General features: G+C 58.0%; 16 protein-coding genes. 10 read left to right on the plus strand and 6 right to left on the minus strand.

Features of this window, described 5'->3' with window-relative positions:
* Nucleotides 1-11 precede the first annotated feature (11 nt).
* The gene (gene gcl / locus ACZZ0A_RS04855) at nt 12-1,787 is read right to left on the minus strand and encodes a glyoxylate carboligase (RefSeq protein WP_007919935.1); all 1,776 of its coding nucleotides are present in this window, start codon (nt 1,785-1,787) and stop codon (nt 12-14) included.
* 268 nt (nt 1,788-2,055) lie between these two features.
* Between gcl and ACZZ0A_RS04860 the strand changes: the two genes are divergently transcribed.
* Nucleotides 2,056-2,496, plus strand: a complete 441-nt coding sequence (locus tag ACZZ0A_RS04860) for a GlcG/HbpS family heme-binding protein (protein WP_007919933.1) — start codon at nt 2,056-2,058, stop codon at nt 2,494-2,496.
* A gap of 211 nt (nt 2,497-2,707) precedes the next feature.
* Nucleotides 2,708-3,166, plus strand: a complete 459-nt coding sequence (locus tag ACZZ0A_RS04865; RefSeq protein ID WP_042704959.1) for an REP-associated tyrosine transposase — start codon at nt 2,708-2,710, stop codon at nt 3,164-3,166.
* 131 nt (nt 3,167-3,297) lie between these two features.
* Here the strand turns inward: ACZZ0A_RS04865 and ACZZ0A_RS04870 are convergent, their stop codons facing one another.
* Nucleotides 3,298-3,903 (minus strand): TetR/AcrR family transcriptional regulator, encoded by a 606-nt coding sequence (locus ACZZ0A_RS04870; RefSeq protein WP_141130011.1) that lies wholly within the window; start codon nt 3,901-3,903, stop codon nt 3,298-3,300.
* Between the two features lie 135 nt (nt 3,904-4,038).
* On the opposite strand from ACZZ0A_RS04870, the gene ACZZ0A_RS04875 reads away from it, so the two are divergent.
* On the plus strand, nt 4,039-4,953 hold the full coding sequence (locus ACZZ0A_RS04875) for a DUF808 domain-containing protein (protein WP_414916248.1): 915 nt from the start codon (nt 4,039-4,041) through the stop codon (nt 4,951-4,953).
* Nucleotides 4,954-5,045: 92 nt separating this feature from the next.
* On the opposite strand, the gene ACZZ0A_RS04880 is transcribed toward ACZZ0A_RS04875, so the two are convergent.
* Together ACZZ0A_RS04880 and ACZZ0A_RS04885 are read right to left on the minus strand one after the other, a co-directional pair.
* Nucleotides 5,046-5,834 (minus strand): MlaA family lipoprotein, encoded by a 789-nt coding sequence (locus ACZZ0A_RS04880; protein ID WP_123374660.1) that lies wholly within the window; start codon nt 5,832-5,834, stop codon nt 5,046-5,048.
* Complete coding sequence (locus ACZZ0A_RS04885; RefSeq protein ID WP_007919928.1) at nt 5,827-7,125, minus strand: serine protein kinase PrkA; 1,299 nt, start codon at nt 7,123-7,125, stop codon at nt 5,827-5,829. The genes ACZZ0A_RS04880 and ACZZ0A_RS04885 overlap by 8 nt, the downstream gene beginning before the upstream one ends.
* Nucleotides 7,126-7,349: 224 nt before the next feature.
* Here ACZZ0A_RS04885 and ACZZ0A_RS04890 point away from each other — a divergent pair, with 224 nt between their 5' ends.
* Nucleotides 7,350-7,718, plus strand: a complete 369-nt coding sequence (locus ACZZ0A_RS04890; RefSeq protein ID WP_463542586.1) for a hypothetical protein — start codon at nt 7,350-7,352, stop codon at nt 7,716-7,718.
* A 122-nt stretch (nt 7,719-7,840) separates the two neighbouring features.
* Here the strand turns inward: ACZZ0A_RS04890 and ACZZ0A_RS04895 are convergent, their stop codons facing one another.
* Nucleotides 7,841-9,436 (minus strand): glycoside hydrolase family 17 protein, encoded by a 1,596-nt coding sequence (locus tag ACZZ0A_RS04895; protein ID WP_463542587.1) that lies wholly within the window; start codon nt 9,434-9,436, stop codon nt 7,841-7,843.
* A 286-nt stretch (nt 9,437-9,722) separates the two neighbouring features.
* On the opposite strand from ACZZ0A_RS04895, the gene ACZZ0A_RS04900 reads away from it, so the two are divergent.
* The 3 genes from ACZZ0A_RS04900 (at nt 9,723) to ACZZ0A_RS04910 (ending at nt 12,783) form a co-directional block, all read left to right on the plus strand.
* Entirely contained in the window at nt 9,723-10,574 is an 852-nt protein-coding gene (locus ACZZ0A_RS04900; RefSeq protein ID WP_007919916.1) for a glycine betaine ABC transporter substrate-binding protein, read from the plus strand.
* A 242-nt stretch (nt 10,575-10,816) separates the two neighbouring features.
* A complete protein-coding gene (locus tag ACZZ0A_RS04905; protein ID WP_007919908.1) occupies nt 10,817-11,128 on the plus strand; it encodes a DUF485 domain-containing protein in 312 nt (103 codons plus the stop codon).
* Nucleotides 11,125-12,783, plus strand: coding sequence for a cation acetate symporter (locus tag ACZZ0A_RS04910; RefSeq protein WP_007919906.1), 1,659 nt, complete (start codon nt 11,125-11,127; stop codon nt 12,781-12,783). The genes ACZZ0A_RS04905 and ACZZ0A_RS04910 overlap by 4 nt, the downstream gene beginning before the upstream one ends.
* Nucleotides 12,784-13,822: 1,039 nt before the next feature.
* Here ACZZ0A_RS04910 and gltA read toward each other — a convergent pair.
* The gene (gene gltA, locus ACZZ0A_RS04915; protein ID WP_007919904.1) at nt 13,823-15,112 is read right to left on the minus strand and encodes a citrate synthase; all 1,290 of its coding nucleotides are present in this window, start codon (nt 15,110-15,112) and stop codon (nt 13,823-13,825) included.
* A gap of 362 nt (nt 15,113-15,474) precedes the next feature.
* On the opposite strand from gltA, the gene sdhC reads away from it, so the two are divergent.
* Genes sdhC through sdhA form a run of 3 tightly spaced genes read left to right on the plus strand, consistent with a single transcriptional unit; the run spans nt 15,475 to nt 17,987 of the window.
* On the plus strand, nt 15,475-15,849 hold the full coding sequence (gene sdhC / locus ACZZ0A_RS04920; RefSeq protein WP_038363944.1) for a succinate dehydrogenase, cytochrome b556 subunit: 375 nt from the start codon (nt 15,475-15,477) through the stop codon (nt 15,847-15,849).
* On the plus strand, nt 15,843-16,211 hold the full coding sequence (gene sdhD, locus ACZZ0A_RS04925; RefSeq protein ID WP_007919900.1) for a succinate dehydrogenase, hydrophobic membrane anchor protein: 369 nt from the start codon (nt 15,843-15,845) through the stop codon (nt 16,209-16,211). The genes sdhC and sdhD overlap by 7 nt, the downstream gene beginning before the upstream one ends.
* A 3-nt stretch (nt 16,212-16,214) precedes the next feature.
* Entirely contained in the window at nt 16,215-17,987 is a 1,773-nt protein-coding gene (gene sdhA, locus ACZZ0A_RS04930; RefSeq protein ID WP_007919889.1) for a succinate dehydrogenase flavoprotein subunit, read from the plus strand.
* The last annotated feature ends 11 nt before the right edge of the window (nt 17,988-17,998 follow it).

A 17,998-nucleotide genomic window follows, 5' to 3' on the forward strand; every position in this document is an offset into this window, starting at 1 on the left:
GCTAGCTACGTTCAATCAAGCAGCGAAATCGCCGTTGGCGCATCGTTGCCGACCAGCGCCAGGTCTTCGAATTCGTTGACGGCGTTGATCTCGGTGCCCATGGAGATGTTGGTCACACGCTCCAGAATAATCTCGACGATCACCGGCACCTTGAACTCTTCGATCATCTGTTCGGCCTTGCGCAGGGCAGGGGCGATTTCCGATGGTTCGAACACACGCAGTGCCTTACAGCCGAGGCCTTCAGCCACTGCGACGTGGTCAACACCGTAACCGTTGAGTTCCGGCGCGTTCAGGTTATCGAAGGACAGCTGCACGCAGTAGTCCATTTCGAACCCGCGCTGGGCCTGACGGATCAGACCCAGGTACGAGTTGTTCACCACGACGTGGATGTATGGCAGTTTGAACTGAGCGCCGACCGCCAGTTCTTCGATCATGAACTGGAAGTCATAGTCCCCCGACAGGGCCACGACTTTCCGGCTCGGATCGGCCTTGACCACGCCCAGCGCAGCCGGAATGGTCCAGCCCAACGGGCCGGCCTGACCGCAGTTGATCCAGTGACGCGGCTTGTAGACGTGCAGGAACTGCGCGCCGGCAATTTGCGACAGACCAATGGTGCTGACGTAGCAGGTGTCCTTGCCGAACACCTGGTTCATTTCTTCGTAAACGCGTTGCGGTTTTACCGGCACGTTGTCGAAGTGGGTCTTGCGATGCAGGCTGGCTTTGCGCTGCTGGCAGTCTTGCAGCCAGGCACTGCGGTTTTTCAGCTTGCCGGCGGCTTGCCATTCACGGGCCACTTCGATGAACACGGTCAGCGCAGCGGCGGCGTCGGAAACGATGCCCAGATCCGGGGTGAACACACGACCGATCTGCGTGCCTTCGATGTCGACGTGAATGAACTTGCGACCTTCGGTGTAAACGTCAACCGAACCGGTGTGACGGTTAGCCCAACGGTTACCGATCCCCAACACCACGTCGGATTTCAGCATGGTGGCGTTGCCGTAACGATGCGAAGTCTGCAGACCGACCATGCCGACCATCAACGGGTGATCGTCCGGGATGGTGCCCCAGCCCATCAGGGTCGGGATCACCGGAATGCCGGTCAGTTCAGCGAATTCAACCAGCAGATCGCTGGCGTCGGCGTTGATGATGCCGCCGCCGGCAACCAGCAATGGACGCTCAGCTTGATCAAGCAGCGCCAGAGCTTTTTCAACCTGAACGCGGGTCGCGGTCGGTTTGGCCAATGGCAGTGGCTGGTAGGCGTCGATGTCGAATTCGATTTCGGCCATCTGCACGTCGAACGGCAGGTCGATCAGCACCGGGCCTGGACGGCCGGAGCGCATTTCGAAGAAGGCTTTCTGGAACGCGTAAGGCACTTGGCCCGGTTCCAGAACAGTCGTTGCCCACTTGGTCACTGGCTTGACGATGCTGGTGATGTCGACAGCCTGGAAGTCTTCCTTGTGCATACGGGCGCGGGGTGCCTGGCCGGTAATGCAGAGGATTGGAATCGAGTCGGCCGAGGCGCTGTAGAGCCCGGTGACCATGTCGGTACCGGCAGGGCCGGAAGTGCCGATGCACACGCCGATGTTGCCGGCCTTGGTGCGGGTGTAGCCCTCGGCCATGTGCGAGGCGCCTTCAACGTGGCGAGCAAGGACGTGATCGATGCCACCGACTTTCTGCAAGGCGGAGTACAGCGGGTTGATGGCAGCGCCCGGGATGCCAAAAGCGGTATCAACCCCTTCACGGCGCATCACCAGAACGGCGGCTTCGATTGCTCTCATTTTGCTCATGGTTTTGTGCCTCTTTACGTTTTGTAATTGTATACAAGTGGCTTTGCGCAGAGTGTATTCACGGCGGACGGCGCAGGTCAATCCATTTTCTCAAGCGCCTGTTTCATTCGTCGGAAGCCTGTCTGAGTGTGGCTTTTCGTCGCATGTGGCGCTTTTCGAGAATTATTGTATACAAAAAAATAACTCATTGTGTTCTATTTGTTGCATCGGCCTGCGGCACAAAACCGCAGGCCCACGACTTTCCCTATAACAAAATGAGGACGGCACCATGAGCGCTTTAACCTTGAAAGTCGCAGTCAACCTGGTCAATCAGGCCATCAATGCAGGGCGCGGCATCAACGCCGCGCCGCTGACCATCGCGGTACTCGATACCGGCGGCCACCTGATCACCTTGCAACGCGAAGACGGCGCCAGCCTGCTGCGCCCGAACATCGCCATCGGCAAAGCCTGGGGCGCCATCGCCCTGGGCAAAGGCTCACGCCTGCTGGCACTCGACGCCCAACAACGCCCGGCGTTTATTGCCGCGCTGAACAGCATGGGCCAGGGCAGCGTCGTGCCGGCACCGGGTGGTGTGTTGATTCGGGATCAGGCGGGGAACGTGCTGGGCGCGATCGGGATTAGCGGGGATTTGTCGGACATTGATGAGCAGGTGGCGATTAAAGCTGTGGAGGCGCTGGAGTTGCGGGCGGATGCGGGGGTGGCTGCTTGATCTGTAGCGTCTGACCGAAAGTCATCGCTGGCAAGCCTGCTCCCACAAGGTTCTCTGTCGTATTGAGATTTTGTAACCAATACAAAACCCTGTGGGAGCTGGCTTGCCAGCGATGGCGGCCTGACTGACACATCATGAAAAAAGACATGTCCAGCCAAATAGATCACTGAGGTCTAGCCTTTTGATGAACTCATCATGAAGGGGCAATGGATTGCCTGATCTTCCTGCTTCACATCGTCTGCGTGCCGGCCGCTATGCCGAGCCTAATAGAATCTATCTACTGACCACTAACACACTTGATCGCGAACCGATCTTTGCCGATTTCGTTTTGGGCAGATTGGTGGTTCATCAATTTCGGCGGGCACAAGACCTCGGATTAGCGAACTCACTGGCTTGGGTTGTCATGCCCGATCATTTTCACTGGCTGGTCGAACTGGAAAATTGTTCGCTCAAAAAGCTGATGCGCGAAACCAAGTCGTTGATTACGCGGGAAGTGAATATTTCTATCAACAGGAAAGGTCCGCTTTGGCAGCAGGGCTTTCACGATCGTGCGCTGCGGCGGGAAGAGGATCTGGTGAAAATGGCGCGATATGTCGTAGCCAACCCTTTACGGGCGGGACTCGTCGAAAAGATTGGCGACTATCCGCTGTGGGATGCCGTTTGGCTTTAACAATTTTGAACCGAGTTGCCTCCATCGCTGGCAAGCCAGCTCCCACAGGTATTTGTGTTGTTTGCCAAATCTGAATTCAACACATAAACCTGTGGGAGCTGGCTTGCCAGCGATGGCGTCACCGCAATACTTCAGTCCGGCTCACACCCCTTCAACACCAACCGGATAATCGTCTGTGCCGCCGCTTCATAATCCGCCTCGTCCAGCTTGTCTTTGCCGGTCACCGCAGAAATCTGCCAGTCGAAGTCGGCGTAGGTCTGGGTCGCGGCCCAGATGCTGAACATCAGGTGGTTGGGGTCGATCGGGGCTATTTGCCCGCGGTCGATCCAGCTCTGGATGCAGTTGATGTTGTGCTTGGCCTGGCCGTTGAGTTGCTCGACCAGATCGGCGCTCAAATGTGGTGCACCGTGCATGATTTCGCTGGCAAATACTTTCGAGGCGAAGGGCAGGTCGCGGGAGATGCGGATCTTCGAGCGGATGTAGCCACTCAGCACTTCGCTCGGTACGCCGTCCGGATTGAACGGGGTCGAGGCCTGCAAAATCGGCACGATGATGCTTTCCAATACCTCGCGGTAAAGGTTTTCCTTGGACTTGAAGTAGTAGTAGACGTTGGGCTTGGGCAATCCCGCCTTGGCGGCGATGTCGCTGGTTTTGGTCGCAGCGAAGCCCTTGTCGGCAAACTCCTCACTGGCGGCACGCAGGATCAGTTCTTTGTTGCGCTCGCGGATTGTGCTCATAAACCCGGTGGTTCCTTGCCTGTTCTGGCGGTTGCGCATGGTAGCACCGGCCTCGCGCAGCGCTCAACAATGCCCCATGTGGCCTGCGGTCGCGTTATGCTTCGCAACATTCATACATAAAAGGAAACAGGATTCATGGCAGGAAGCAGTTTGCTGGTGCTGATCGACGATATTGCCACCGTGCTGGACGACGTGGCGTTGATGACCAAAATGGCTGCCAAGAAGACCGCCGGGGTGCTCGGCGATGATCTGGCGCTCAACGCCCAGCAGGTCTCCGGCGTGCGTGCCGAGCGGGAAATCCCGGTGGTCTGGGCTGTGGCCAAAGGTTCTTTCGTCAACAAATTGATCCTCGTGCCGTCGGCGCTGGCGATCAGTGCGTTCGTACCGTGGCTGGTAACACCGTTGTTGATGGTGGGTGGTGCGTATCTGTGTTTCGAAGGTTTCGAGAAGCTTGCGCACAAGTTTCTGCACAGCAAGGCTGAAGACGAGGCCGAACATGCGCAACTGACTGAGGCGGTAGCTGATCCGGCGACCGATCTGGTGGCGTACGAAAAGGACAAGATCAAAGGCGCGATTCGCACTGACTTTATCCTTTCGGCAGAGATTATCGCCATCACTCTGGGCACCGTGGCAACGGCCTCGCTGACTCAGCAAGTGATCGTGATGTCCGGCATTGCGATTGTGATGACGGTGGGCGTTTATGGCCTGGTGGCGGGCATCGTCAAACTCGACGATCTCGGCCTGTGGCTGACGCAGAAACCTGGGCAGTTTGCCAAGAAAGTCGGCAGCGCCATCCTGAGTGCGGCGCCGTACATGATGAAAACCTTGTCGGTGGTCGGTACGGCGGCGATGTTCCTGGTCGGCGGCGGCATCCTCACCCATGGCGTGCCGGTAGTGCATGACTGGATTGAAGGCGTTGGTGCGGCAGCCGGTAGTGCCGGGTTTGCGGTGCCGATGTTGCTTAATGGTGTGGCGGGGATCATCGCTGGCGCGGTGGTGCTGGCGGTGGTTGCCGTTGTCGGCAAGATCTGGAAAGCCCTGAAAAACTAATCAACAACACATAACCTTTGTAGGAGTGTTGTGCCATTGAAAAAGGGCCATTCGACTCGCATCGAATGGCCCTTTTTTGTACCTGCCAAAAACTATTCGGCGATCTGCAACTTGCGCGCTTCGGTGTACACGTAACGCACCTTCTCGTACTCGAACGGCGAGTTCATCTGGCCGTAACGGAAGCTGGTCTGATAACGCTTGTCGACTGCACGCAACGCCCAGACTTCCGGATGGTTGGAGCTGACTTCCGAGACGTTGAGGAAGTTGATCGCCGATTCGGCGGTGTAATCCACGGCAAGACCGGCAGTGTCACGGATGTTCGACGGTCCGAAGATCGGCAGCACGAAGTAGGCGCCGCCCGGTACACCGTAGAAGCCCAGGGTCTGACCGAAGTCTTCGCTCTGGCGCGGCAGGCCCATGGCAGTAGCCGGGTCCCACAGACCGGCGATGCCGATGGTGGTATTGAGCAGCAGGCGCGCGGTGGTTTCCATCGAGCGCTGGCCTTTGAACTGCAACAGGCTGTTGACCAGATTCGGCACGTCACCGAGGTTGTTGAAGAAGTTGCTTACGCCGGTGCGCACGAAGCTCGGCGTGATGTAGCGATAGCCATCGACCACCGGCAGGAACACCCATTGGTCGAAGCGATAGTTGAAGTGGTAAACCCGGCGGTTCCACGACTCCAGCGGGTCGTAGACGTTCAGCGCGTTGAGCGTCGAACGCTCGAATTCGCGCTGATCCAGCCCCGGATTGAACTTGAGTTTGGACAGCGGCTCTTTGAAGCCGTCGCTGTCGACCACCACGGGCGCGTTGGCTTTACTGTTGTCGGCCTGGGCCACGCCTGCGCAGAGTAGCGCTGCAATCAGCAGGAGATGTTTAGCCACGGAAGAACTCCAGCATGGCGTCGCTGTTGACGCGGTAGTTAAGGTTGCCGCAATGGCCGCCGAGTGGATAAACGGTCAGTCGATCACCGAAGGTCTTGCGCAGGAAACCGAGGTCGCCCGGACCGAGGATCACGTCATCGGCGTTGTGCATCACGGCGATTTTCGGGCTGTCGTGCAGGTAATCCTTGAGCGCATACAGGCTCACCTGATCGATCAGTTGCAGCAGGCTGCCGCCGTCGGTGCGTGCACGCCACATAGGAATGACCTGTTCGGTCAGGTAGCAGTCGAAGTCGCACTGCAACGCACGCTTGAGAAACGGTGTGAGGCTGGTGCCTTCGGTGATCGGGAATTTCGGCGGGGTGATCAGGCCGCGACGGTTGATCAGGTCCGAGGTAAAGGCAATGTCGGCCGCCGAGAAACGGAACGAGGTGCCAATCAACATCGCCATCTGTTCGTTGGTCAGGTGCTGCTTGGACTGCTGGAAGTCGTAAAGCAGCGCGTCATTGAGGTCGATGTAGCCTTTCTGCTGGAAGTAGCGGGTCAGCTTGGACAGCACCAGCTCGTAGAATGTGGTGCTGGTGTTGATGCCTTTCACCTCGGTTTGCACGAGCTTGTCGAGGTTGGTCACCGAGGTGTAGAGGTTGACCGGCGGATTGAGCAGCAGGACTTTCTTGAAATTGAAGCTGCGGCGCGTCTCGTCCAGATGCGCAACGAAAGCAGCATCGAGGGCGCCGAGGCTGTAACCGGTCAGGTAGTACTCGGTCACCGGCAGTTTCGGGTTTTGCGCGCGCACGGCTTGCATCACCCGGTACATGTCTTCGGCATCTTCCTTGGTCACGCCCGGGGTGGCGAAGCGTGAGGCGGCGCTGATGAAGTCGAAACTGGTCGGCGACGACAACTGCACGACGTGGTAGCCGGCCTTGTAGTAGAGCTTTTTCAGGTATTCGTTGAGCGTGCTGTCATAACGTGCGCCGGTGCCGGCAATCAGAAAGATCAGCGGGGCCGGTTTGTCCTGGGTGGCGATGCGGTAGGTGAGCTTTTTCACCGCCCAGAAGTTGTCCGGCAGGATGAACTCTCGCTCCGGGCGCAAGGTCAGGCTGCGGTCCGACTGATTGATGTCGTCGTCCAGCGGCAATTCCGGGCGCAAGTCCGGCGGCGTCGTGGCGATGGTCGCCTCGAACGGGTTGGTCAGGGGGTAGCCATAACTGGCGGCGTCGATATCCACCGCCAGTGCGGACGCACTCAAAATAAGGCCGCTGAACAGCGCGGCGAAGCGCAAGGAACGGAGCATGACTAGATCCCTTAGAGGAAGGTGCCGAATGAAGTTCGCAGGCTATGACCACCGGGGTTGCGCCAAAGTGCCATGCTGCGGCACCAAACAGGCAGAATTCGGAGTAATAGTAGCTGGACGATACACTTTGCACGCCCTGAATGAACAGTTAACAGTTGTTAGTTCTTGCACACGGCTGGCGGCAGATTAAGCTGGCCGCCGATTTCCGAAGATTGGAGTGTTTCATGTCCCGCCGTTTGCCCGTGATTTTACTGCTCGTTCTGTTGCCGTTGTGGCTGGCCGCCGGTTATGGCGCGCGGTATGGCTTTATGGAAGACGGCAAGTGGGTGGGCATCTGCGTCGACGAGGCCAGCCGTTGGGAATGTCAGGTGCGGTCGAACCTTGGCTTGATGATTCACTTCAAGGTGTTGGGCTGGACGGCGCTGGGTGCGGCGTTGATCGGTTTTGTCTTGCCGGGGCGGGCAGGGTGGTGGCTGGCGGTGCTGGCGCTGGTGTTTGGGATGCCGGCACTGGCGTTGTACAACACCACGTTGGCAGTGTTTGCGCTGGTGATTGCCGGGTTGCGTTTGGTCAGGGAGTCTCGTCGCGTCTGACAGTCAGTCATCGCTGGCAAGCCAGCTCCCACAGGTTTTTGTGTCGTACACACATGTTGTGTTCAATCAATATCCTGTGGGAGCTGGCTTGCCAGCGATGAGGGCTTGGAAGGCGCTAAAGATCAGGCCTTGCGAACGCGGAGGCAGCGCCACAACGCAGCGACCATCAGAGCGCTGACCAACGCCCAACCCCACGCCTGCTGATTCTGCAACCCTTCCTGATACAACTGCGGCGCAACCCCCGCGCCGACAATAAACGTCAGCAACGCAATCTCGCGACGCGGCACGCTGACCGGCCGGCACAGATAAACCAGCGCCGGCAGCACAAACGCCATGCTTGCAAAGCTGCGATAACGCGGATCAAACACCATCTCCAGCATCATCACCGCTGCGGCAAAGCCTGCTGCCGCGACCAGCCATCCGGCGCGCCGCTCCAGCAGATAGAACACCCGCTCACGCCAGCCAGTTCGCGCGCTCAGCGTCAGTGCCGCGTGTGCCAGTACCAACAGATTCAGCGCCGTCAGCAAACCGACCCACAGCCACTCACTGGTGAACCGCGTGGTCACCCGCGCCAGATCACCCCAGGCGCCAATCGAGCAAGCGGCGAGGGCGCCCAGCAGCGGCAACACCAGCGCCGAGCGCGTGGTACGAACGCGACCGCCAAGGATCAGCGTGCCAAGGAAAATCAACCCGCCGACCGCCAGCCATTCTTTCCAGAACGGTACATTCGTCACCGGTCCGGCGAGTACGCCTTTGTCCTGACGATCAGCATCGAACAGTCCCCAGTAACCGCCCACCGCGCCTTCACTGCCGCGCTTCCATGGCTGGTCAAACGCTTCGATCAGGTTGTAATGCCAGCCTTCTTTCTCGGCCATCGCGACAAAACCACGAATGAACCTGGCCTCGTTGACCCGGCTCGGCAGGGCGGTCTCGCGCTGGCGGCCTTCGCTCGGCCAGCCGGTTTCGCCAATCATCACGTCTTTCGGCGCGAATTTATTGCCGAACACCTGACGCACATCCGCGACATGTTGCAGGGCGACGTCAATGTTCGACGGATCATCCTCCCAGTACGGCAGCAAGTGGATGGTCAGGAAATCCACCGCCGGTGCGATTTCCGGATGCTTGAGCCAGAACTCCCAGACATCGGCATAGGTGACCGGTTGCTTGACCTGGCCCTTGACCTTGTTGATCAACCGGGCAAGTTGCGCGCCAGTGACTTCCTTGCGCAGCAGCGCTTCGTTGCCGACGATCACCGCGCTGACCACGTCCGGGTTGGCGTTGGCTGATTTGATCAGCAGGTCGACTTCTTTCTCGGTGTCTACCGGGTTGCTGTTGACCCACGCGCCGATCATCAATTTCAAGCCGTGTTTGCGCGCCAGATCCGGCAGCGCCTCGAGGCCGGTCATCGAATAGGTGCGAATGCACTCAAAACGTGTCGCCAGCAGCGCGAGGTCAGCGTCCATGCGCTCGGGGCGCAGCTTGAACGGCACGTCGAACGGCGACTGGTCTTTATCGAACGGGGTGTAGGAGGCGCATTGCAATTTATGCGTCGGCGTAGCGGCGTCCGGCAGGATCACCGGTTGGCCGAGGCCGTACCAGAAGCCAGCGAGTGCAAACAGCCCCAGCAGGCAGGCGAAGAGATAAGGCAGAAAAGGGAAGCGGGAGGTCGCGGACATGGTCAGGCCGAGTGGCTGCAAAGCGACGCATGTTACCTGCATTTATAGAGGGGTTGGTGGCTCGCATGATTTTGACATGCAAAGTTCGGGCGGATTGTCTGGCGCCAAATATTCAGACGTCATTAATGGCCTTGTGATGTCGTTTCTCGTTGTCTTGAGGTCGCTGGCAGAGCAGGTCGACTGCCGCCTGAGGTTGATGATCAAGCCATCAGTGCTCCGCTGATGTTCTAACGAGTTTGCGGTCAGGCGTGATGGGGGCGCCGTGCACCATAACAATACGTTGACGCCGCCCGTCATCCGTCGGGCGCAGCATTTCGGGGAAGTAACGATGAAGATGCGACGACTTTTAGGCGCAAGTGCTGCTCTGGTGCTTGCGATGAGTTCCACTTTCGCCAGCGCAGAAAAACAGACCCTGAACATCGGTTACGTTGACGGCTGGTCCGACAGCGTGGCGACCACTCACGTGGCGGCCGAAGTGATCAAACAGAAACTCGGTTACGACGTGAAACTGCAAGCCGTCGCCACCGGGATCATGTGGCAGGGCGTTGCCACCGGCAAGCTCGATGCCATGCTCTCGGCCTGGCTGCCCGTGACCCACGGTGAATACTGGACGAAGAACAAGGATCAGGTCGTCGATTACGGCCCGAACTTCAAGGATGCGAAAATCGGCCTGATCGTGCCGGAGTATGTGAAAGCCAAGTCGATCGAAGACTTGAAAACCGACGACACCTTCAAGAATCGCATCGTCGGCATCGACGCCGGTTCAGGCGTGATGCTCAAGACCGATCAGGCGATCAAGGACTACGGTCTCGACAAATACAGCCTCAAAGCCAGTTCCGGCGCCGGCATGATTGCCGAGCTGACCCGTGCCGAGAAGAAAAACGAATCCATCGCGGTCACCGGTTGGGTGCCGCACTGGATGTTCGCCAAGTGGAAACTGCGCTTCCTCGACGACCCGAAAGGCGTGTACGGCGCAGCCGAAACCGTAAACAGCATCGGCAGCAAAGAACTCGCGACCAAAGCACCGGAAGTGGCCAAGTTCCTGAAGAACTTCCAGTGGGCGTCGAAAGACGAAATCGGCGAAGTCATGCTGGCGATTCAGGACGGTGCCAAGCCTGACGCAGCGGCCAAGGATTGGGTAGCCAAACACCCGGATCGCGTGGCTGACTGGACTAAATAACCGCCTCACCGCTGTACCCCTGTAGGAGTGAGCCTGCTCGCGATAGTGTCCTGTCAGTTGATGAAAATGTCGACTGATACGACGCCATCGCGAGCAGGCTCACTCCTACAGTTGTTTTGTGGCGTACCGGAAATTGGCAAAAGTGTCATGGCGTTCTACTACTAAGGTCGTCTGTTACCACGCTCGCAGCCGCATACATTAGCTACGTTCCAACAATAATCTGTGCTGCGAGGATAAAAACAATGAACGACAGCATTTACCTCTCGATTCAAAACAGTCCCCGATTCAAGGAGCTGGTGCGAAAAAGGGAAAAGTTCGCCTGGATACTCTCGGCGATCATGCTCGGGCTTTACTCTGGCTTCATCCTGTTGATCGCTTACGGGCCACACATTCTGGGCGCGAAACTCAGTCCGGAATCCTCGATTACCTGGGGAATTCCAATCGGTGTCGGACTCATTCTTTCTGCATTCATCCTCACCGCTATCTACGTGCGCCGCGCCAATGGCGAGTTCGACGACTTGAACAATGCGATTCTCAAGGAGGCTCAGCAATGATCCGGCGTCTACTGGCTTTATTGAGTGTTGCGGCGTTCGCGCCGAGTGTCTGGGCGGCTGACGCGTTGACCGGTGAAGTGGCCAAACAGCCACTGAACATTCCGGCGATCCTGATGTTCGTCGCGTTCGTTGGCGCGACCTTATACATCACCTACTGGGCCTCGAAGAAAAACAATTCGGCGGCCGACTACTATGCGGCGGGCGGCAAGATCACCGGTTTCCAGAATGGTCTGGCGATCGCCGGTGACTACATGTCGGCGGCGTCCTTCCTGGGGATTTCCGCGCTGGTGTTCACCTCCGGCTACGATGGCCTGATCTACTCGATCGGCTTCCTGGTGGGCTGGCCGATCATTCTGTTCCTGATCGCCGAGCGCCTGCGTAACCTGGGTAAATACACCTTTGCCGACGTGGCGTCCTACCGCCTCGGGCAAACCCAGATCCGCACCCTGTCTGCCTGCGGCTCGCTGGTGGTGGTGGCGTTCTACCTGATCGCGCAAATGGTCGGTGCCGGCAAGCTGATTCAGCTGTTGTTCGGTCTGGACTACCACGTCGCGGTGATTCTGGTGGGTGTGCTGATGTGCATGTACGTGCTGTTCGGCGGCATGCTGGCGACCACTTGGGTACAGATCATCAAGGCTGTGCTGTTGCTGTCCGGCGCCTCGTTCATGGCGCTGATGGTGATGAAGCACGTAGGCTTCGACTTCAACACGCTGTTCTCCGAAGCGATCAAGGTTCACGCCAAAGGCGAAGCGATCATGAGCCCGGGCGGTCTGGTCAAGGATCCGATTTCGGCGTTCTCGCTGGGTCTGGCGCTGATGTTCGGTACGGCTGGTCTGCCACACATTCTGATGCGCTTCTTCACCGTGAGTGACGCAAAAGAAGCCCGCAAGAGCGTGCTCTACGCAACCGGTTTCATTGGCTACTTCTACATCCTGACGTTCATTATCGGCTTCGGCGCGATCCTGCTGGTCAGCACTAACCCGGCCTTCAAAGATGCTGCTGGCGCGCTGTTGGGCGGCAACAACATGGCGGCGGTGCACCTGGCCAACGCGGTCGGTGGCAGTATCTTCCTCGGCTTTATCTCGGCGGTGGCGTTCGCGACCATTCTGGCGGTAGTGGCAGGCCTGACCCTGGCCGGTGCTTCGGCGGTTTCTCACGACCTGTACGCCAGTGTGATCAAGAAGGGCAAGGCGAACGAGAAGGACGAGATTCGTGTCTCGAAGATCACCACCATTGCCTTGGCGGTGCTGGCGATTGGCTTGGGCATCCTGTTTGAAAGTCAGAACATTGCGTTCATGGTTGGCCTGGCGTTCTCGATCGCTGCCAGCTGTAACTTCCCGGTGCTGTTGCTTTCGATGTACTGGAAGAAGCTGACCACTCGTGGGGCGATGATTGGCGGCTGGTTGGGTCTGGTGAGTGCGGTTGGCCTGATGATCCTTGGCCCGACCATCTGGGTGCAGATTCTGCATCATGAGAAGGCGATCTTCCCTTACGAGTATCCGGCGTTGTTCTCGATGATCATTGCCTTTGTGGGGATCTGGTTCTTCTCGATTACTGACAAGTCGGCGGCTGCGGACAATGAGCGGGCGTTGTTCTTCCCGCAGTTTGTGCGTTCGCAGACGGGGTTGGGGGCGAGTGGGGCGGTTTCGCATTGATGGTTTGATGGTTTTGTAATGTTTGCTGAATGCCCCGGTTGAGAGATCGGGGCATTTTTTGTGGGCGGTTATCGGACTTTGGTGTGTTTTTTATTGGGTGTATATCCGTTGCTGCGGTAACGGCTGATTAGGGTTTCGCCCTTACGGCGACTCACTTTTTTTCAAACGCCAAAAAAAGTAAGCAAAAAACGCTTGCTCCTACGTCCGGCCCGCTCGCTGGGGCTCGGGGTTCCTTCGCTGCGGGATTGATCCGGGCGCAGCGCCTACGGTTTGCTTCGCTGCACCTCCTCTCGCTGTGTTTGGCTGCGCCAAACGGTCGCTGCGCTCCCACGCCCGGATCAATCCCTCCACTCAGCCTTCCGACGTCGCTTACAGATCAACAGCTGCAGCCGAGCTAACGCTCATCCTGTTGAGTGGTGAAGAGCGTGTGTTCGGCTTTGGTTCGGTGGTGGATTTGCCCCTCATCGGAACGCCGCCCGCCCAGCCCTCTCCCGAGGGAGAGGGAGCCGATTTGTGAGCTTTTCAGAATCTGAGTTCAACGCGGTATCGCACGTCGGCGTACCTCTACCAAACCACTCGGTCAGTCCCCTCTCCCTCCGGGAGAGGGCTAGGGTGAGGGGCTCTTGATCTGGCTTTTGATCTTGCTTTGGCTTTGGCTTTGGCTTTTGATCTTTTGCCCCATCGGCAGGCCGAGCGTAGGTGTCCATCCGGGGGTAGGCGCGCAGCGCCGTGCGGCGTAGCCGCATACATCGAGAGGAGGTGCAGCGAAGCAAACCGTAGGCGATGCCCCCGGATGGACACCGTAGCGAGGGAACACTGAGCCTCAGCGAAGTGCCGTACGCCGGGGCAAAGCCTTTTGGGTTACCTTTTCGGCGTTTGGAAAAGGTGACTCGCTGTAAGAGCGAAACCGCCAGCAGCACCACCCGCGGCAACGGATATGCCCCCAATCCCAAACCCCAAATCCCAGACAAACAAAAACGGCCCCTATATAAATAGAGGCCGTTCCCGGTAAAGCTAAGACTTCATCGCAAGACAAGTCTTATTTGCGGTCTTCCAGCTTGGAAATGTCACGCGACTCGTAACCAGTGTACAACTGGCGCGGACGGCCAATCTTGTACGGGCTGGAGAGCATCTCTTTCCAGTGGGAGATCCAGCCAACCGTACGTGCCAGCGCGAAAATCACCGTGAACATGCTGGTCGGAATGCCGATCGCCTTGAGGATGATCCCCGAGTAGAAGTCGACGTTCGGGTACAGCGAGCGCTCGATGAAGTACGGGTCGGTCAGCGCGATCTCTTCCAGGCGCATGGCCAGTTCGAGTTGCGGATCGTTGTTGATGCCCAGTTCCTTCAGCACTTCGTCGCAGGTCTGCTTCATTACAGTCGCGCGAGGGTCGCGGTTCTTGTAAACGCGGTGACCGAAGCCCATCAGTTTGAACGGATCGTTCTTGTCCTTGGCCTTGGCGATGAACTTGTCGATGTTCGAAACATCGCCAATCTCGTCAAGCATGGTCAACACGGCTTCGTTTGCACCGCCGTGGGCAGGGCCCCACAGTGCAGCGATACCGGCGGCGATACAGGCGAACGGGTTGGCACCCGAAGAGCCGGCCAGGCGCACGGTAGAGGTCGAAGCGTTCTGCTCGTGGTCGGCGTGGAGGATGAAGATCCGGTCCATGGCCTTGGCGAGCACCGGGCTGATCGGTTTGATCTCGCACGGGGTGTTGAACATCATGTGCAGGAAGTTTTCCGCGTACGTCAGATCGTTGCGCGGGTACATCATGGGTTGGCCCATGGAGTACTTGTAAACCATCGCTGCCAGGGTCGGCATCTTGGCAACCAGACGGATCGCGGAGATTTCGCGATGCTGCGGGTTATTGATGTCCAGGGAGTCGTGGTAGAAGGCCGAGAGGGCGCCGACTACACCGCACATGACGGCCATCGGGTGGGCGTCGCGACGGAAACCGTTAAAGAAGGTTTTCAGCTGCTCGTGAACCATGGTGTGGTTTTTCACGGTGCTGACGAACTGGGCCTTCTGTTCTGCGGTCGGCAGTTCGCCGTTGAGCAGCAGGTAGCAGGTTTCCAGGTAGTCCGATTTTTCAGCCAGTTGTTCGATCGGGTAGCCGCGGTGCAACAGAATGCCGTTGTCGCCGTCGATATAGGTGATCTTCGATTCGCACGAGGCGGTCGACATGAAACCAGGGTCGAACGTGAAGCGGCCCGTGGCCGTCAGGCCCCGAACATCAATTACATCGGGACCAACGGTGCCGGTTAAAATGGGCAGCTCGACGGGGGCTGCGCCCTCGATGATCAACTGCGCTTTTTTGTCAGCCATGTGGCCTCCTATTTATGCTTGAACCATCAGACAGACCCCCCACGCAGGGCCCGCACCACTATAGTGAGATAAATTCGAATGTCAATTTGCCTAAAGTCTTGCTCCAGAAGGCTTTAAGCGCACTTTTTCCTCGAAATTGACTGCCATTTACGCCTTTTATACGACTTGTGCAATCAGCTATTTGGGGTAGGTGATTGCGTTGTCATTAGTAACCTAACTGTCTATACTCGGCCACCGACCGCCAAGGGCTTTTGGGCCAGCTTTGTTGGGGGTCGCATCCCTGGGTGGTGGTTACCTGACCAGTGCACTCCCCAACAACTTTGCCCTGATTGTTAGGGGCTCTTCAGTGTGAAAAAAAAGCCGTGAAAAGCCAACGACCTGTAAACCTAGACCTAAGGACCATCAAACTCCCCATCACCGGCGTTACGTCGTTTCTTCACCGTGTTTCCGGCATCATCCTCTTCCTGGGTATCGGCTTCATGCTTTATGCATTGGGCAAGTCTCTGGGTTCCGAGGAAGGTTTTGCCGAAGTGAAGGCATGCTTGACCAGCCCGCTGGCCAAGTTCGTAGCATGGGGCCTCCTGTCCGCTCTGCTGTATCACCTGGTAGCCGGTGTGCGCCACTTGATCATGGACATGGGCATCGGTGAGACGCTGGAAGGCGGCCGCCTGGGCTCGAAAATCATCATCGCCATTTCCGTGGTGCTGATCGTTCTGGCAGGAGTTTGGATATGGTAACCAGCGTTACGAACCTTTCGCGTTCGGGCCTCTATGACTGGATGGCGCAACGTGTGTCTGCGGTTGTTCTCGCGGCTTATTTCATCTTCCTGATCGGATACCTTGCAGCGAATCCGGGCATTGGCTACGACCAGTGGCACGGCCTGTTCGCTCACAACGGGATGCGTATCTTCAGTCTGCTGGCCCTCGTTGCCCTTGGCGCTCACGCCTGGGTCGGCATGTGGACCATCGCGACCGACTACCTGACGCCAATGGCGCTGGGCAAGTCCGCGACTGCAGTACGTTTCCTTTTCCAGGCAGTTTGCGGCATCGCGATGTTCGCTTACTTCGTCTGGGGTGTGCAGATTCTCTGGGGTATCTGATTCATGGCTAACATTCCAACGATTTCTTTCGACGCCATCATTATTGGTGGTGGCGGTGCCGGCATGCGCGCTGCGCTGCAACTGGCGCAGGGCGGTCACAAGACTGCCGTGATCACCAAGGTTTTCCCGACCCGTTCGCACACTGTGTCCGCCCAGGGCGGCATCACGTGCGCAATCGCGTCCGCTGACCCGAACGATGACTGGCGCTGGCACATGTACGATACCGTCAAGGGCTCCGACTACATCGGTGACCAGGACGCTATCGAGTACATGTGTCAGGAAGGCCCGGCCGCGGTTTTCGAGCTGGACCACATGGGTCTGCCGTTCTCGCGTACCGAGCAAGGCCGTATCTACCAGCGTCCGTTCGGTGGTCAGTCCAAGGACTACGGCAAGGGCGGTCAGGCTGCACGTACTTGCGCGGCGTCCGACCGTACCGGTCACGCACTGCTGCACACCCTTTATCAGGGCAACCTGAAAGCCGGTACTACGTTCCTGAACGAGTACTACGCTGTTGATCTGGTGAAAAACCAGGAAGGCGAATTCGTCGGTGTGATCGCGATCTGCATCGAAACCGGCGAAACCACCTACATCCGCGCCAAGGCCACCGTACTGGCTACCGGCGGTGCAGGTCGTATCTACGCTTCCACCACCAACGCCCTGATCAACACCGGTGACGGCGTCGGCATGGCTCTGCGTGCTGGCGTGCCGGTACAAGACATTGAAATGTGGCAGTTCCACCCGACCGGCATCGCCGGCGCCGGTGTACTGGTTACAGAAGGTTGCCGTGGTGAAGGTGGTTACCTGATCAACAAGCACGGCGAGCGTTTCATGGAGCGTTATGCTCCGAACGCCAAAGACCTTGCCGGTCGTGACGTGGTTGCTCGTTCGATGGTTAAAGAAATCATCGCCGGCAACGGTTGCGGTCCGAATGGCGACCACGTAATGCTCAAACTCGACCACTTGGGCGAGGAAGTGCTGCACAGCCGTCTGCCAGGCATCTGCGAACTGTCGAAGACGTTCGCTCACGTTGACCCTGTTGTTGCGCCGGTTCCGGTTGTTCCGACTTGCCACTATATGATGGGCGGCGTTGCCACCAACATCCACGGCCAGGCGATCACCCAGAACGCCGAAGGCGTGGATCAGATCATCCCTGGTCTGTTCGCAGTAGGTGAAGTGGCTTGCGTATCGGTGCACGGTGCCAACCGTCTGGGCGGCAACTCGCTGCTCGACCTGGTGGTATTCGGCCGCGCTGCCGGCCTGCACCTGGAAAAAGCGCTGACTGATGGCATCGAATACGACGACGCTACCGAAGCCGACATCGAAGCTGCCCTGTCGCGTCTGAACGCGCTGAACAGCCGTACTGATGGCGAAGATGTGGCAACCCTGCGTCGCGAGCTGCAAAGCTGCATGCAGAACTACTTCGGCGTATTCCGTACCGGCGAATACATGCAGAAAGGTATCGCTCAGCTCGCTGACCTGCGTACCCGCATCGCCAACGTGAAGATCAACGATAAGTCGCAGGCGTTCAACACTGCCCGTATCGAAGCGCTGGAACTGCAAAACCTGCTGGAAGTGGCTGAAGCTACCGCCATCGCTGCCGAAGTCCGTAAAGAGTCGCGCGGTGCTCACGCCCGTGAGGACTTCGAAGATCGTGACGACGAAAACTGGCTGTGCCACACCCTGTACTTCCCGGGTGACAAGCGCGTCACCAAGCGTGCCGTGAACTTCTCGCCGAAGACTGTTCCGACTTTTGAACCTAAAGTCCGGACTTATTAAGGGTGACCGCC

The organism is Pseudomonas sp. AC242, from assembly GCF_979258655.1.

Bases quoted from the DNA above. Each gene is read 5' to 3' on its own strand.
- gcl (WP_007919935.1), bottom strand. From the start codon at position 1,787: ATGAGCAAAATGAGAGCAATCGAAGCCGCCGTTCTGGTGATGCGCCGT.
- ACZZ0A_RS04860 (WP_007919933.1), top strand. From the start codon at position 2,056: ATGAGCGCTTTAACCTTGAAAGTCGCAGTCAACCTGGTCAATCAGGCC.
- ACZZ0A_RS04870 (WP_141130011.1), bottom strand. From the start codon at position 3,903: ATGAGCACAATCCGCGAGCGCAACAAAGAACTGATCCTGCGTGCCGCC.
- ACZZ0A_RS04875 (WP_414916248.1), top strand. From the start codon at position 4,039: ATGGCAGGAAGCAGTTTGCTGGTGCTGATCGACGATATTGCCACCGTG.
- ACZZ0A_RS04885 (WP_007919928.1), bottom strand. From the start codon at position 7,125: ATGCTCCGTTCCTTGCGCTTCGCCGCGCTGTTCAGCGGCCTTATTTTG.
- ACZZ0A_RS04890 (WP_463542586.1), top strand. From the start codon at position 7,350: ATGTCCCGCCGTTTGCCCGTGATTTTACTGCTCGTTCTGTTGCCGTTG.
- ACZZ0A_RS04895 (WP_463542587.1), bottom strand. From the start codon at position 9,436: ATGCAGGTAACATGCGTCGCTTTGCAGCCACTCGGCCTGACCATGTCC.
- ACZZ0A_RS04900 (WP_007919916.1), top strand. From the start codon at position 9,723: ATGAAGATGCGACGACTTTTAGGCGCAAGTGCTGCTCTGGTGCTTGCG.
- ACZZ0A_RS04905 (WP_007919908.1), top strand. From the start codon at position 10,817: ATGAACGACAGCATTTACCTCTCGATTCAAAACAGTCCCCGATTCAAG.
- ACZZ0A_RS04910 (WP_007919906.1), top strand. From the start codon at position 11,125: ATGATCCGGCGTCTACTGGCTTTATTGAGTGTTGCGGCGTTCGCGCCG.
- gltA (WP_007919904.1), bottom strand. From the start codon at position 15,112: ATGGCTGACAAAAAAGCGCAGTTGATCATCGAGGGCGCAGCCCCCGTC.
- sdhD (WP_007919900.1), top strand. From the start codon at position 15,843: ATGGTAACCAGCGTTACGAACCTTTCGCGTTCGGGCCTCTATGACTGG.
- sdhA (WP_007919889.1), top strand. From the start codon at position 16,215: ATGGCTAACATTCCAACGATTTCTTTCGACGCCATCATTATTGGTGGT.